The organism is Acidimicrobiales bacterium, assembly GCA_041394185.1.
GTDB lineage: Bacteria > Actinomycetota > Acidimicrobiia > Acidimicrobiales > Poriferisodalaceae > JAAETH01.
The window spans coordinates 200,001-211,828 of record JAWKIQ010000005.1 but is presented as its reverse complement, the minus strand read 5'-3'; the positions used below and the strand labels follow the sequence as shown (position 1 = coordinate 211,828).

Annotated in this window: 15 protein-coding genes (1 of these 15 only partly in view); 10 read left to right on the top strand and 5 right to left on the bottom strand. The window is 65.6% G+C overall.

What is annotated here, in order from left to right; genetic code table 11:
* Nucleotides 1-35: 35 nt before the first annotated feature.
* Nucleotides 36-404 carry a TIGR03792 family protein gene (locus tag R2770_21115; protein MEZ5282963.1) on the bottom strand — a complete coding sequence of 123 codons (369 nt, stop codon included), beginning with the start codon at nucleotides 402-404 and terminating at the stop codon, nucleotides 36-38.
* A gap of 133 nt (nucleotides 405-537) precedes the next feature.
* Here R2770_21115 and R2770_21110 point away from each other — a divergent pair, with 133 nt between their 5' ends.
* Entirely contained in the window at nucleotides 538-1,359 is an 822-nt protein-coding gene (locus tag R2770_21110) for a mechanosensitive ion channel (GenBank protein MEZ5282962.1), read from the top strand.
* Here R2770_21110 and R2770_21105 read toward each other — a convergent pair.
* Nucleotides 1,356-2,930 (bottom strand): hypothetical protein, encoded by a 1,575-nt coding sequence (locus R2770_21105; protein MEZ5282961.1) that lies wholly within the window; start codon nucleotides 2,928-2,930, stop codon nucleotides 1,356-1,358. The genes R2770_21110 and R2770_21105 overlap by 4 nt on opposite strands.
* A gap of 205 nt (nucleotides 2,931-3,135) precedes the next feature.
* On the opposite strand from R2770_21105, the gene R2770_21100 reads away from it, so the two are divergent.
* The gene (locus tag R2770_21100; protein ID MEZ5282960.1) at nucleotides 3,136-3,456 is read left to right on the top strand and encodes a hypothetical protein; all 321 of its coding nucleotides are present in this window, start codon (nucleotides 3,136-3,138) and stop codon (nucleotides 3,454-3,456) included.
* A 10-nt stretch (nucleotides 3,457-3,466) separates the two neighbouring features.
* On the opposite strand, the gene R2770_21095 is transcribed toward R2770_21100, so the two are convergent.
* Nucleotides 3,467-4,069: a class I SAM-dependent methyltransferase gene (locus R2770_21095; protein ID MEZ5282959.1), complete on the bottom strand. Its 603-nt coding sequence runs from the start codon at nucleotides 4,067-4,069 to the stop codon at nucleotides 3,467-3,469.
* 48 nt (nucleotides 4,070-4,117) lie between these two features.
* On the opposite strand from R2770_21095, the gene R2770_21090 reads away from it, so the two are divergent.
* The 3 genes from R2770_21090 to R2770_21080 all read left to right on the top strand — a co-directional run bounded on the left by R2770_21090 (nucleotide 4,118) and on the right by R2770_21080 (nucleotide 5,703).
* Nucleotides 4,118-4,642, top strand: coding sequence for a hypothetical protein (locus tag R2770_21090; GenBank protein MEZ5282958.1), 525 nt, complete (start codon nucleotides 4,118-4,120; stop codon nucleotides 4,640-4,642).
* Nucleotides 4,639-4,914, top strand: a complete 276-nt coding sequence (locus tag R2770_21085; protein ID MEZ5282957.1) for a zf-TFIIB domain-containing protein — start codon at nucleotides 4,639-4,641, stop codon at nucleotides 4,912-4,914. The genes R2770_21090 and R2770_21085 overlap by 4 nt, the downstream gene beginning before the upstream one ends.
* 81 nt (nucleotides 4,915-4,995) lie before the next feature.
* Nucleotides 4,996-5,703 (top strand): maleylpyruvate isomerase N-terminal domain-containing protein, encoded by a 708-nt coding sequence (locus R2770_21080; GenBank protein ID MEZ5282956.1) that lies wholly within the window; start codon nucleotides 4,996-4,998, stop codon nucleotides 5,701-5,703.
* Here R2770_21080 and R2770_21075 read toward each other — a convergent pair.
* Nucleotides 5,700-6,638, bottom strand: coding sequence for an alpha/beta hydrolase (locus R2770_21075; protein MEZ5282955.1), 939 nt, complete (start codon nucleotides 6,636-6,638; stop codon nucleotides 5,700-5,702). The genes R2770_21080 and R2770_21075 overlap by 4 nt on opposite strands.
* A 60-nt stretch (nucleotides 6,639-6,698) precedes the next feature.
* On the opposite strand from R2770_21075, the gene R2770_21070 reads away from it, so the two are divergent.
* From R2770_21070 to R2770_21055, 4 genes are read left to right on the top strand one after another with little or no spacing between them, the layout of a single operon-like run.
* Nucleotides 6,699-7,109: a thioesterase family protein gene (locus tag R2770_21070; GenBank protein MEZ5282954.1), complete on the top strand. Its 411-nt coding sequence runs from the start codon at nucleotides 6,699-6,701 to the stop codon at nucleotides 7,107-7,109.
* 47 nt (nucleotides 7,110-7,156) lie between these two features.
* On the top strand, nucleotides 7,157-7,717 hold the full coding sequence (locus tag R2770_21065; protein ID MEZ5282953.1) for a DNA-3-methyladenine glycosylase: 561 nt from the start codon (nucleotides 7,157-7,159) through the stop codon (nucleotides 7,715-7,717).
* A gap of 29 nt (nucleotides 7,718-7,746) precedes the next feature.
* Nucleotides 7,747-8,385: an NUDIX domain-containing protein gene (locus R2770_21060; GenBank protein MEZ5282952.1), complete on the top strand. Its 639-nt coding sequence runs from the start codon at nucleotides 7,747-7,749 to the stop codon at nucleotides 8,383-8,385.
* An 11-nt stretch (nucleotides 8,386-8,396) separates the two neighbouring features.
* On the top strand, nucleotides 8,397-8,654 hold the full coding sequence (locus R2770_21055) for a hypothetical protein (GenBank protein MEZ5282951.1): 258 nt from the start codon (nucleotides 8,397-8,399) through the stop codon (nucleotides 8,652-8,654).
* A 7-nt stretch (nucleotides 8,655-8,661) separates the two neighbouring features.
* Here R2770_21055 and R2770_21050 read toward each other — a convergent pair whose 3' ends face one another.
* Complete coding sequence (locus tag R2770_21050; GenBank protein ID MEZ5282950.1) at nucleotides 8,662-11,028, bottom strand: PBP1A family penicillin-binding protein; 2,367 nt, start codon at nucleotides 11,026-11,028, stop codon at nucleotides 8,662-8,664.
* Between the two features lie 116 nt (nucleotides 11,029-11,144).
* Between R2770_21050 and tyrS the strand changes: the two genes are divergently transcribed.
* Nucleotides 11,145-11,828: the 5' portion of a tyrosine--tRNA ligase gene (gene tyrS / locus R2770_21045; GenBank protein ID MEZ5282949.1), read on the top strand. Its footprint extends 591 nt past the window's final position; 684 of the gene's 1,275 nt are visible here — the first part of the coding sequence; it begins with the start codon at nucleotides 11,145-11,147; the stop codon falls past the right edge of the window.

The following is an 11,828-nucleotide window of genomic DNA, read 5'->3' as shown; positions in this document are numbered from 1 at the left end:
CCTGTGCACAGCGTCGAGGCCTAGCGCAGGCTGGGTCAGCGGTACTCGCTGATCTTGAAGTACTGCTCCTGGGCATGACCCTCGAAAACGAGGCGGAAGTTGTCGGCACCGACGACCTCGCTGAATTGCCGCTCGTGCTCGGCCAGCCACTGCGGATCGATCGCCTTCCACTGCTCGAGGCTCTCCCAGTACAAGATGATGGTCACCTTGTGCGGGTCGCCCTCGCACAGCCACATCTCCTTGCCGACGAGGATCGGGAAGCGGTCGGCCTCGCCCTTGGTCCAGAACTCGAACTCGGCCTCCAGCCAGCTGTCGAACGCCTGCGGCTTGACCTCGTAGACGAGGTGCTCGACGGCGAGCGGCGGATCGAAGCGGTGCAACTGCTTGTTGTTGACCCAGTTCATTGCATCAGCATCGCAGGTCTCCCGACCACAGACCGGATAGCCCTGTTCAGTACAAATGCTTGGCCCCGGCGCGCTCTCATGTTACGGTTTCATTACGGACTGTGCGGGGCGGGTTGATTGGGAAGGTGTTCCAGTGGACCTGAGCAGGCTCGAGACGGCGGCCGGTTCAAGCGAGGCAGCGGTGCTCGCCACGCGTACCTCGTTGCGCTTGCTGGCGGTGGCGTTGGCGACGCTCGTCGCGCTGCGCGTCATGAAGGGGCTCGTGAGTCGTATCGATGACGAACGAATTCGTGGCCAGATGGCCTACTTCGTGCCCAAGGTCGTGCGACTGTTGGGTGCTATTGCAGGGATAGCCGCAATAGGAGTCGACGTCTCGGGTATGGCAGCGGTGATGGCCACCATAGGTTTCACCGGCGCGGTGGTGTTCACGCCGGTAGGGCAGAACCTGGTGGCCGGCGCGATGGTGCGGATAGACGACGTGTGCGTCGAGGGGGACGTGGTCACGGTGGGCTCGCGGCACGGAACGGTGGTGCATCGATCGTTGCTGCGCACCGAGCTCGAGCTGCCCGACGGCTCGAAGGCCTGGATCCCCAACTCGATGTTCCAGGACGGTGAGGTGCTCAACCACAGCCGACTCGGCGGTTGGCGCATCACGGTGCAGATACCGCTTGATCGCTCAGAGGACAGGCGCCGGGCCCAGGTGGTGATGGAACGCGTGGTGTCGGAACTGGAATGGAACCAGCCGGGCAAGCGAGCGTTCGTGGCATTCGACCACGTAGGTGGCGAGGCCATGTTCTTCAACGTGTTTGCCTGGATAGCCGACCGCACCGAGGAGCCTCGCTATCGAGGAATGCTGCTGGACGAACTGGTCGACGCACTGGAAGACGAGGGTGTGTCGGTGGGCCAGACCACGAACCTGACACTCGAGGCGGTCACCGCTTCGTTGTCTGGCTAGCTGGAAGCGTCACCCGAGGTGTCGTCGAAGTCTGTGTCACAGTCGGTGAGCCCCACCATGCGGTCGAGGTAGGTGCCGGGCGCGTCCAGATACATCGAGTCGACCTGGAAGGCGACCTTCGTTGCCGTAGCCGGGTCTACCGACGACAGGGCCTCGTTCCAGAGCCGGCACAGTTCGAGGTCTTCGGCGACATCGTCCCAGTCGACCACGCCTTCCAGATCGCGGCCGAACGTTGCCGTCATGATGTGATCGAGTTCGTCGAACTGGTCATCGGTGCAGCCGTTGTCTGGGTCGGAGGCGAAATCGGCACAACCCAGAAGCTCGGCTATGAAGTCGATGTCAGCGAAACCGTCGGGGGAAGCCTGCGCCAGGCCGAGCAGCCAGCGATAGTGCGCCGCACTGTCGGCGATCGATGCCAGAGCCAGGCGGGCCTGGGGCTCCTGCACCGTCGGCAGCACCTCCGCGGCCTTCATGTCGAGCGCCTCGCTGAGCGCCACACCCGTGGCCAACCCGACGGCCAGGTACCGTTCCTCGTCGTCGCTGTCGTACACGGCTTCGTCGTATTCGGAGGCCGCACCGGCCTCGACCAGCGCTGCGAACACCTGAGCGAAAGCGGCCCGACCCGGGTTCATGTCCCAGGAGGCGTCCTCGTCCAGGTCGGCATCCCGGCGGCACTCGCTTCGGCCGAGGAACCGCGAATCGAGCCACGAATCGTCTACCAGGGCATCGAACAACTCCATCTGCTGGGGACCGAGGCGCTCGATGGTGGGATCCCACTCGTCGCACAGGCTGTAGCGCTGACCGGTGTCGGCGTTGATGAACCCGGCGGGGTACTGATCGTCGAAGTCGTCGAGCTCGTCGGGCAGTTCTGTGGCGTTGTCGAGGTCGTCGAAGGCCCGATTGATCGTCTCCGCGTCCGGGTTGACTTTGCACGCCTTGTCGCCCTGCAGTAAGAAAGCAGCCACGCACGAGCGGCCCAGGCGGTCGAGGCCGCGGGCCTGATCGAGTAGGTCGTAGGCCGCCTGGTTGTAAGCGACGAACACCTGAGCCGCCTCAGATCTCACGCTCCAGTAGCTCGAGTAGTCGGGGTCGAGACCCGCACCCAGCGCAGCCTGAGAGAACGCGTCGATCGTTCCGTAGATGTCGATGCTGATGCTGGCCGAGGCCGAGAACGATGCCAGGACCAGCTCTGGGGACTCGTCGTCGGCGCCTCGATCGAACTGGTCGATCATCACGGCGTCGACCGCTCTCTGGTCGTTCAGCACCAGGTCGGCGATGGTGTCGAACATGTGGGCAACGTGCTCGTTGTCGGAGGTCGGCGTTGGTGGGGTCGCTGCGCCGCTCGGGGGTGGGGCGAAGCGGATCGTGTCGAACCCGTCGGGCGGAGCGAGCAGCTGGCTTTCGTCGTCGGCGGGTGCCGTCGTGGGCGATGAGTCCTGGGTCTGCTGCGTCGACTCGGGCGCCTGCGTCGTGGGGTCAGCGCCGTCGGATGCGTTGGTGTCGCCGCCTGACCCACAGGCGGTCAGGGCCAGCCCGAGTGCTAGCGCAACGGTTGCGAGTCTGGAGGGCATTTCGAGTTCTCCTTGTCGGCGGGCATGCATCGTGTCGCCCTGCCATTAACGACCCGTTAATTGGGCGGGGTGGATCTGCCGGCTCGGCCTGCGTCGAATTCACCGATCGGCGTCGTTTCGTTGACGCTTCGTTAACCGACGTCGAGAACTATGGCCCCAAGCCGAAACGCGACAGTCGGGCTGAGCAGGGGAAGGAAACCGATCGATGGAACTCGCCGGCAGGGTCAGATGGGACGATGGCGAGCCGTTGGTGGACGGGGTCGTCGAGATACGCGGACCCCAGCGGCGCCGAGTGCGCCACTGGGAGTACACGCGCTCGCTGCACCTGCTGAGCACGTCGCGAACAGACGCCGGCGGTTGCTTCGTGGCCTCGATCGATGCCGGGCCGGTCGACCACCTGAACGTGTTGGTGAAGACGCCAAGAAACGGCATCGTGTTTGTGGGCAGGTTGTCACCGGCGCGGCCCGGCGAGGCGGTTCACACCATCGTGGTGCCGCGCGAGCCCGAGATATCGCGCTCTGCGTGAGATAGGGCGCTCAGGCCTTGGTGGCCAGGACGCACAACAGCTTCCCTCGCGACGCCTGGCTGGTGGTCAGGCGAACATCACCGAGGCCGTGCGCTGCGCACGCGGTCATGAACACCTCGGCTTGTGACTCGAGCCAACCGTGGTCGGTGATGTCGGTTCCGTCTCCGCGTAGGTACCGCTCTATCGCCAGGAACCTGCCACCGGGCTGCAGCACCCGCCCGACCTCGGTCAGCCCGGCGTCGACGTCTTGCCAGTGGTGCACGGTTGCCATCGACCAGACCACCGTGGCGCTGCTGTCTTCGACGGGCAGGGCTTCGGCGGCACCGGTCCTCCACTGAATCGATGGGTGATCGTTGCGGCGCTTGCCCACCTCGATCATGACCTCGGCCGGGTCTACTGCCACCGCTGTGGCGCCGCGCCTCACGGCTTCGCGCACCGCCACGCCCGGCCCACTGCCGATGTCCACCAGGTGATCGCCTGGCCCGATGCCGACGAGGTCGCACGCAACTCCGGCGTCGGTTCCGACCTTCAGGAATCGCACAGCCGCCTTCAGACCCTCCCAGCCGGAGAATCCGGGGTGATGCGCGTGGTGGTTGGGAACTGGCGCTTCCATGACTGCTCCGAGGGTGGGCTTGGGCTCGACTCCAGGCAGAGTAGTGACATGATCCTGCGTCGGCGCGAACGCCAGCCCGAACCTCCATGGAGGCAGCGCTTCGATCAGGCGCGGACTTTGGTGCTGGCCCGCACCGACGATGCCTCGGTCGCTGTGAGGTTGTCGGCCGTCGAGTCGGCGTTGCTCGAGGCCACATCGGACCGCGCCTCGTTGGTGGGTGCGATCGACCAACTCGGTGGACATCGCGCGGGCGACGAACTGAAGGTCGCTCTGCGGCGCAGACCCGACCCGACCGCTGCGGACTCGCCCGAGATCATCAGCCTGCGCCGCCGCTTCGAGTCGGTTCAGCGGTTGAAGAACTCGCTCGATGATCTCGACCAGCGGGTCGCGGCCACACTTGCCGATCTCGAGTCGTACGCCGCCGAGGTGGTCGAGTCGTCTGTGACGGGTGTTGGAACCGCCCAACAGCACCTCGATGCTCTGAACGGCGACGCGGCCGCGTTGCGGGCCGCTCATGCCGAGCTAGAAGCCCAGTTCCCGATCGTGACCAGAGACCCAAGGGGAGGCCGATGAACTGCCCGCTTTGCATCGACCGTTCGCTCGAGCCCGTTTTCAGATCGGGTATCGAGATCGATGTCTGCCCGAACTGCAAGGGGATGTGGCTAGATCGGGGCGAGCTGGACAAGTTGGCCGGCTCTGTGGACCCAGCACCTCGGGACGCGGTTGGTTTCGAGCCCGTTGCGTCGGCAGGCGGCAAGGTCAAGCCGGACAAGGGCAAGAAGAGGCGCAAGAAGTCGTTCGCCGAACGCCTCGGCGATGTCCTAGAAGAGGTCATTGACCTCTGACCAGAGGGTAGAGAAGAGGTCATTGACCTCTGACCAGAGGGTAGAGAAGAGGTCATCGACCTCTGACCGAACGGAGTTCTAGTGGGTGATGTAGTTGACGACCGGCGAGATTGGCAGGGGTACGTCGAGTTGCGCGATCGCTTCATCGACTTCGTTGGTGGGCTCGACAACCGGTCTCTGTCGACGATCGTGCCGATGTGCCCGGCCTGGTCGGTTGCCGATGTCGTGGCGCACGTTTGCGGCCTGAATGCCGATCTGGTCGGCGGCCTCCGCACCGATCTGGGTTCCGACGAACGCACCGGCTACAACGTCGAGCTGCGTCGGGGTGTATCGGTCGGTGAGGTCTGTCGCGAGTGGGTCGGCTACGAGGACGAGGTTCGTTCGGTGCTGATGACACTTCCGACCATGTCTGGTCGGCTGGCTGCCGACCTGTTGGTGCATCTGCACGACATCCAGCAAGCGCTGGGGTTGGCCATCGACCGGCAAGATGCTGCGCTGGTGTCGACCGCCGCGGTGTACGCCCGGCGCTGTGTGGATGGTGTGGGCGAGGTGTTGGGCCAGTCGATCGCCCTCGAGATCGAAGGGGTGGGCACGTGGCGACCACGAGAAGACCTGACCGCATCGGGCGTTTCGCTTCATGCCAGCGCGTTCGACTTCGTCCGTTCCTACAGCGGGCGGCGCAGTCGGGCACAGGTCGAGGCGCTCGACTGGCAGGGTGACCCTGGCGAGATCCTCGACAAGGCGTGGAGCCCCTATGGCGGGTTCCAGCCCGAGGACGTGGTCGACTAGAGCCGGGTCAGGAACTCGTCGATGGCCTGATTGAGGGCTTCGGGCTGGTCGTACTGAACCATGTGCCCGGCCGCCGGGATCACCACCTCGTAGGCGTTGGCGAAGTTCGCCATCCGCTGCGCGTGGGCGGCGTCGGAGTATCTGACGGCTCCGGCCGACGGTCCTTGCGACCAGAAGCGTGCCCAGGCGTCGCCACCGTTCACCACCAACACCGGGCAGTCGATCGAGCGCCACCTCTGGTAGGCGCGTTCCTGGTCGTGTCCGGCGAGCCAGTCGCGGGTGGCGGGGTCGAACAGCCATTCGTGGGCGCCGTTGTCGAGCACGCGCGTCGAGCGCTCGACCAGGTGCAGCGCCCGATCGGGTGACAGTCCGGGGTGGCCGGCTCTGAAGCGCTCGACCGCGGCATCGAGGTCGTCGAAGGTTCGGCTGCGATAGGGCTGGCGCATCAGGTCGGCGACCCGGCGGGCCCATGCGAGTTGGGCCTGGTCGTCGGTCAGCTCGACTCCTGCGCTCGGCCGTCTGGAGTCGACCGGTGGGCCCATTCCTTCGACCAGAACCAGAGCGCGGGCCACCGCGGGGTAGATCCCGCAGAACTGCGACGAAACCTGCCCGCCAAGCGAGTGGCCGACGATGATCGGGTCGGTCAGGTCCAGAGCGTCGATGGCACCGGCCAGGTCCGCGACCATCTGCAACACCGCGTAACCGCCCCGATCGCTCAGGCCGTGGCCGCGCAGGTCGAGGCTGAGCACCCGATATCGATCGCCGAATTCGAGCGCGATCGAATGCATGCTCCACGCCGAGTCGGCCTGGCCGTGAAGCGTGAGGATGGTTCCCAGCGGCGCTCTGTTGTTCAGCAAATCCGAATAGTCCAGGTGGTTCAGGGTCAGCGCACCGACGTCGATCCGGTGCTGGCGGGGTTCGAAGCGGTTGGGCACGGCGGCGATCGTACGCGACCGGGCTGCGGGCATCCCCTTCGCAGGTGGCAAGATCGTGGAGTGGCGTTCAGTTCGCGTTTCCGCAACTCGATCAGGGTCAGGTACGGCGAGGTCGACCAGCAGGGTGTGGTGTTCAACGCCCACTACATGGCCTACATCGACGACACCCTCGAGCACTTCATGAGCACCCTCGGAGATCTGCGCGATCTGGGCTGGGACATGATGATGAAGAAGATCGACATCGAGTGGCAGGGGTCGGCAGGCAACGGTGACGTGGTCGACGTCGACGTCGCCGCGGTCAGGTGGGGCAACACGTCGTTCGAGCTGGGCTACGCGGGCAGCGTCGAGGGCCGGCCTGTATTCACCTCGACGGTGCTCTATGTCTCGGTGCAGCTGGGCACCACCCAGACCATGCCCACGCCGGTAGAGGTGGTCGAGGCGTTCGGCCCCGCCGTCGATCGTCCCAGTTGAAACCGGGAGACACGTCGGCATCCGAGGGGCGACCAGGTTTGAACCCGGTGCCACTCGCAGACCTGGCCGGCGACGCGCTGGATGTCGCACCGCTTTTGCTGAACAAGATCATCCGATGCGGCGCAGCATCGGGACGCATCGTCGAGGTCGAGGCATACCGCGGCGCCGACGATCCCGGATCGCATGCATTCAGGGGGCGAACCCCTCGCACCGAGGTGATGTTCGGCCCCGCCGGTTTCGCCTACGTCTATTTCACCTATGGCATGCATTGGTGCCTGAACGTGGTCGTGGGCCAGCAGGGGACCGCCTCCGCGGTGCTCATCAGGGCCCTATCTCCAATAGAGGGCGTAGAGCTCATGTGGCAGCGTCGCCCCAAGGCCAAGCGCGAGCGCGACCTGTGCAGCGGCCCTGCGAAGCTGTGTCAGGCCCTGGGGGTCGACGGTGCGCTCGACGGCCATGACCTGTCGGTGCCGCCACTGGAGTTGCTCGACGACGGCCTGCCCGCTCCTCGAGAGCCGGTCGTCACCACCCGCATCGGTCTGACACGCGGGGCCGAGCTGCCCTGGCGGTGGTATGTGGACGGCGATCCGAACGTGAGCCGCGCCTGACCCGCGGGTGGGCGTTAGGTTGGTCGACCGTGGATTTCGAAACCGCACCCGAAGGGCCGCGCTGGGCCTCCCTGGAACAACTCCAGTCCGAGTCGCATCTGGAGACCGCACGTGGCCTGGTGCACGACCTGGAGGCGGCCTGCGACGACTCGGCGCGGTATCGCGCCGAGGTTCTCGAGTTCATCGACTCGCACCCCGACGCGTTGCACCGCACCTGCGTGACGGGCCATCTGACGGGGTCGGCTTGGGTAGTAGACAGCACGGGCGAACACGGGCTGGTGCTGTTCCACTCGAAGATCCAGCGCTGGTTGCAGCCCGGGGGTCACGCTGACGGCGAGGCCAACCTGGCCCGTGTCGCGCTGCTGGAGGCATCAGAGGAATCCGGAATCGAGGGGTTGCGGGTGTGGACCCAGCCCGTCGACGTCGACATCCACCTGTTCGTCAACCGCAAGTCTTCCGAGCCCGACCACCTGCACCTGGACCTTCGCTTCATAGTGCAGGCCCCTGCCGGGTCGGTCGTCAGCGGCAACCACGAGTCCGAAGAGCTGCGCTGGGTGACCTCTGGTCAGCTCGACTCGCCCGAGCTCGCTCTCGATGCCAGCACCAAGCGCCTGGCCCATCGAGGCTTCGAGCTGATGCGCCGTCAGTCGGCTGGGGCCAGAGGGTAAGTTTCACCGTCGTGGAGCAGTTCCAGGCGATCCTTCTTCGCTTCCTAGAGTGGGCCGTGGGCCTGGCGGCCGGGCTCGTGGTCGGCTGGTTCTTCTTCTGGCTGGCACCCGGGCTCATGTGGCCCCCCGCCGTGGGTCTGGTTTGCCTGGTCGCGGGCGGCAAGCTGATCTTCGAAGGGGTGTTCCCCGGGTTCGGCTACGGGTTGGCGATCTCGTCGATGATCAGCCTCGGGTACTTCGTTTCGTACTACCTGGGCGTCGGCATCTAGCCGTGTGTCACAGCGCTGGGTTTGCCCAGATCGTCACGGTCTGGCCGGGTTCCAGCGGCGAGTGCGTTCCGGGGTCGACCTTCCACACCTGGCCGGCGCGGATCTCTGCGGCCTCGGGGTTGTCCTCGGCCTCGACCACTATTTCGACCTCGTAGCCTGCGCCCAGCACCATCGCGGTCGCGGCCTCGACTCCTTCGCCCAACACGTCGGGCACCCTGCGGACCTTCTGCCCGTTGGCGACATACAGCACGACCTCGCTGCCCGACGGCACGATCGACTCGCCGGAAGGTTTCATCGACGCGACGACTCCGGGCGGATACTGGTCGTCGGGCACCGACTCGGTCGAGACCACGAACCCGGCGCGGGTCAAGATGTCGCTGGCCAGGTCACTGCGCATGCCTACGACGTCGCTCACCAGCTCACCCGGTGCTACGACTTCGTCGGCTGCAGCCGCGTCGTCGCCTGCATCGACCCGGTCTTGGGAGTCGCCAGCACTGTCGTCGGCGGATGGTTCGTCTTCGATCGGGTCGCCCAGCTCGAAGTCGCTTGCGGGCGTTTCGGCCAGAGCCGAGGTCATGAACATCTGCCACACTTCCGCGGGCCAGGTGCCGCCGGTGACTCGTATGCGAGTGGTTGGCGGCACCATCGGAACCTGCCCTTCGGCGAACCCGACCCACACGCTGGTCACCAGCTCGGGCGTGTAGCCGACGAACCAGGCATCGGCCCAGTTCTGGCCGGTTCCGGTCTTGCCGGCCGCGGGCCGCCCGATGCGGGCCCTGACTCCCGTGCCTCGCGAGATCACCTGCTGCAGCACCTGTGTCACCTGGTCCGCGGTTTCGCGTTCGAGCACTCGCAGGGGAGAGGGAGCGTGCTGATAGATGACCTCGCCGTCAGGACCGAGCACCCTGGTAACGAACACCGGGTCGTTGTGGACGCCACGGTTTGCGAACGACGAGTAGGCCGATGCCATGTCCAGCGGGCTGACGTCGTTGGCGCCCAACACCGCCGACGGCACGGCCATCAACGGCGAGTCGATACCGATGCCGGCTGCCACCCGCACCGCGTCGGCCGCGCCGACGTCCATCACCAGTTGCGCGTAGGCCGTGTTGTACGAGTTCACGGTTGCGTCGACCAGGTCGACCACGCCACCCTCGGTGCCGCCGTAGTTCTCGACCTCCCAGGTGCCGCCCGTGACCTCGATGTCCATGTGGGCAGGAGCGCTGTAGCGGGTGGACAGTTCCATGCCCTCTTCCAGCGCGGCCGCCAGCACGATTGGCTTGAACGACGAACCCGATGGCCTCTGCCCTTGCGTGGCCAGGTTGAACTTCGACTGTGGGCCGCCGTCAAAGAAGTCGCGGCCGCCCACCATCGCCTTCACCTGACCGGTCGCTGGGTCCATCGCCACCAGCGCGCCGTCCGGGTCGTCGAATGGGTCCACCAGAACCCGCTCCATCGATGCTTCGGCCAGCGCCTGGAGACGCAGGTCGAGGGTGGTCTCGATGGTCAGGCCGCCGGTGAACAGCAGCCGGGCGCGTTCTTCATAGGTTCGCCCGAACGCCGGGTGTTCGAGGATGAATCGCTTGACCTCCTCGACGAAATAGGCGCCGTCGTAGGTCGACTCGGGATCTGGGGTGGCCAGCACGATGTCGGTCTGGGCCAGTTGCTCGGCCTCGTCGGCGCTGATGTAGCCCTCGTCGGCCATGGCGTCGAGCACGAACGTCCGTCGCTCGATGGCGCCCTCTGCGTTCACGAACGGGTCGTAGGTCGAAGGCGCCTTGATCAGGCCGGCCAGAAGTGCGCCCTGGGCGATGTCGAGGTCGGCGGCGGGTATACCGAAGTAGATCTGTGCGGCAGCCTCGATGCCGTAGGCGCCAGCGCCGAAGTAGATCGTGTTCAGATACGACTCGAGGATCTCTTCTTTCGTGAACTGGCGCTCTACCTGAATCGCCAGCGACGCTTCTTCGATCTTGCGGTCGAGTGTGCGGTCGCTGCCGATGATGGCGTTCTTCACGAACTGCTGTGTGATCGTCGAACCACCTTCGACCACGGCGCCCTCGTCGACGTTTCGGCGCAGAGCTCGCAGGATGCCGCGCACGTCGATGCCGATGTGGGTCCAAAAGCGCCGATCCTCGGCGGCGACAATGGCGTTCTGGACGTGCTCGGGCACTTCGTCGAGTGTTATCTCGGTGCGGTTCTCGCCGGCGTGAAGGGTCGTCAGCTCGGTGCCGTTGGCCGCCAGGATCGTCGAGGCTTCGCTGTTGGGCGGGATGCTCGCATGCAGCTCGGGTGTCGTATAGGCACAACCGGCGGCCAGCATCGACACCGCCGCGACTGCGGCCACCACTCTCGACCTGGTTGCTGCGGCCGCGTTCACGGCTTGCCTCCTCGTGCCGACATCCCTCCCCGTCGGCTCTCTTCCAGTCGACGATGGGCCAGTCGGATAAACGGTTTTGTGCCGTCGGCGTGCGTGCCACGCTGTAGGGCGTGAACATGCTCGAGGACCTCAGCGCACGTGGTTTGATCCACGACACCACCGACCGTGGCGCTCTTGCGGCACGACTTGCCTCGGGACCGATCCGGCTGTATTGCGGGTTCGACCCGACCGCCGACTCGCTTCACGTAGGCAACCTGGTTCCACTGCTGGCGCTCAGACGCTTCCAGCTGGCCGGCCACATTCCCTATGCGCTGGCCGGAGGGTCCACCGGCATGGTCGGCGATCCGTCGGGACGGTCCGCAGAGCGCAATCTGCTCGACGACGAGACGCTCGCTCACAACCTGGCCGCCATTCGGGGACAACTCGAGCGTTTCCTCGACTTCGAAGGTTCCAACGCTGCCCGCATGGTCAACAACCACGACTGGACCGGGCCGGTCAGCTACCTCGACTTCCTGCGCGACGTCGGCAAGCACGTCACGGTCAACCAGATGGTGGCCAAGGAGTCTGTGAAGAACCGGATGGAGAGCGGCGACGGCATCAGCTACACCGAGTTCTCCTACATGCTGTTGCAGGGTTTCGACTTCATGTGGCTACACGAGAACGAGAACGTCGAACTGCAGATCGGCGGCTCCGACCAGTGGGGCAACATCGTGCTCGGCGCTGACCTGATCCGCCGGCGCAGTGGGGGAGCAGCTCATGCGCTGACCGTCCCCCTGCTGCTGAAGCCCGACGGGACCAAG

Bases quoted from the DNA above. Each gene is read 5' to 3' on its own strand.
- R2770_21100 (MEZ5282960.1), top strand. From the start codon at position 3,136: ATGGAACTCGCCGGCAGGGTCAGATGGGACGATGGCGAGCCGTTGGTG.
- R2770_21090 (MEZ5282958.1), top strand. From the start codon at position 4,118: ATGATCCTGCGTCGGCGCGAACGCCAGCCCGAACCTCCATGGAGGCAG.
- R2770_21105 (MEZ5282961.1), bottom strand. From the start codon at position 2,930: ATGCCCTCCAGACTCGCAACCGTTGCGCTAGCACTCGGGCTGGCCCTG.
- R2770_21095 (MEZ5282959.1), bottom strand. From the start codon at position 4,069: ATGGAAGCGCCAGTTCCCAACCACCACGCGCATCACCCCGGATTCTCC.
- R2770_21085 (MEZ5282957.1), top strand. From the start codon at position 4,639: ATGAACTGCCCGCTTTGCATCGACCGTTCGCTCGAGCCCGTTTTCAGA.
- R2770_21115 (MEZ5282963.1), bottom strand. From the start codon at position 404: ATGAACTGGGTCAACAACAAGCAGTTGCACCGCTTCGATCCGCCGCTC.